The organism is Psychrobacter sp. (assembly GCF_036731945.1).
In the GTDB taxonomy this organism is placed as follows: domain Bacteria; phylum Pseudomonadota; class Gammaproteobacteria; order Pseudomonadales; family Moraxellaceae; genus Psychrobacter.
The window spans coordinates 1-1,740 of the sequence record NZ_DAINDI010000125.1 but is presented as its reverse complement, the minus strand read 5'-3'; the positions used below and the strand labels follow the sequence as shown (position 1 = coordinate 1,740).

General features: G+C 43.0%; 1 protein-coding gene and 1 pseudogene. Both read right to left on the bottom strand.

Annotation, left to right across the window (positions count from 1 at the left end):
* Positions 1 to 54 precede the first annotated feature (54 nt).
* A complete protein-coding gene (gene dusA / locus V7D75_RS14500; RefSeq protein WP_333615134.1) occupies positions 55 to 1,026 on the bottom strand; it encodes a tRNA dihydrouridine(20/20a) synthase DusA in 972 nt (323 codons plus the stop codon).
* A 267-nt stretch (positions 1,027 to 1,293) separates the two neighbouring features.
* Positions 1,294 to 1,740: pseudogene (locus V7D75_RS14495) on the bottom strand (MFS transporter); the annotation flags it as partial.

Here is a 1,740-nt window from a genome sequence, read left to right as displayed (position 1 = left end):
ATCAATTAGCTATGCACCAATTAGCTGATATTTTATGCTTATAGGGATTGATGACTAAGCATTTGGATTTAAGGCTAAGACTTCTTCAGCGGCTCGTTTAATATCATCAATCGTTAGCTGTGGTTTACCGCTCAATGCCTGTCGCCACTTGCGTGCGCCTGTTAAACCTTGAAACAACCCTAAATAATGCCGCGTCATCGTTGGTAGTGCTTCACCTTTAGCGATTTGTTTTTCTAGATAAGGGTACAGTTGCGCTAAAATATCCGAGCGCTTAGGAATCGGCGCGCCCCATAAACTGTTGGCTTCTGCCAGTAGGTACGGATTGTGATAAAACGCCCGTCCAATCATTACCCCGTCGACATGCTGTAAATGGGTTTTAATATCAGCAACTGTCTCGATACCGCCGTTAATTTCGATATCAAGCGCAGGGAAGTCCTGCTTAAGACGGTAAACATCCTCATAACGTAATGGCGGTATTTCGCGATTTTGCTTCGGGCTTAAGCCCTGTAGCCATGCCGTACGGGCATGAACAATAAAGCGCGTACAACCTGCCGCTGCTACTTTTTCGACAAAATCTACCATAAACTCATAACTATCAAAATCGTCGATACCAATACGATGTTTAACGGTCACCGGAATATCGACCGCTGCCTGCATGTGCTTGACCAAATCAGCAACCGTCTGCGGCTCTGCCATGAGGCAAGCGCCAATTTTATTGTGCTGGACGCGATCAGAGGGGCAACCGACGTTGATATTGACCTCATCATAGCCATGCTGCTGCGCAAATTGAGCACATTGGGTCATCTCGCTAGTATCGGCACCGCCAAGCTGTAGCACCAGTGGATGCTCAAGCGCATCAAAGCGCAAATGCCGCGCGCGATTGCCATGGAGCAGCGCACCGGTACTAATCATCTCAGTATAAAGATAAACGTGCGGATTAAACAGCCGTGCAAAGTAGCGATAATCTGTCGTTGTCCAGTCGATCATGGGCGCAACAGAGAGTCGTTTGTTGGTCATATCAACCATTAGGGTAAAGCCTCATTATTATGCATGCATATAGTAGGTCGTTTTAAAATCGTTATACCAGTCTCACGTCGATATTCATTAATTTGCCAATTTTATTGCGAACCGACCATACTTTTACGTGCCTTTTTAAATGTGTTTAAAAGGAGAATAGATAAAGCGCCATGAGTGTTATTTTCATGACGCCTTTTTATTATTCTATCTATATAAGTTAAATAATAGGAAAATCAATAACAAAGCAAAAATAGGGAAAAACTCAGTAATTATTCTCTAAATCACTTCATCAATTTTTTTGAATTCAGGCAAATTATAAAAATAAATGCCCATGATAATGCCGATAAAGCCTACAAAAGCAATGTATAGCGCAGGCGAAAAGCTGATATATAAAGTGGCGTAACCAAGCCCAAAAGGCACCAACACTCCGACAATCCCATAAGCGACATTATAGCAAAGTGCCATACCTGTCAGGCGCACGTTGGTGGGAAATAATTGTACCAAAATGGCCGGAACCATGCCCACAATGCCCGCACAAAACCCTAACAGCGCATACATGATAAGAATGTAGTCGCCACTTGCTTGTAGATGATAAAAGAATGCAAACATCTGCGCAATCAACAAGATAGAACCAATGGCCAATACTTTACCAAAGTTTTGATGGTTGGATATGATTCCGTAAAACACACAGCCGAAAATCATAAATACGATGCCTAAACTGTG

Excerpts from the sequence above, each read along its gene's own strand:
- dusA (WP_333615134.1), bottom strand. The coding sequence starts at position 1,026 with ATGGTTGATATGACCAACAAACGACTCTCTGTTGCGCCCATGATCGAC.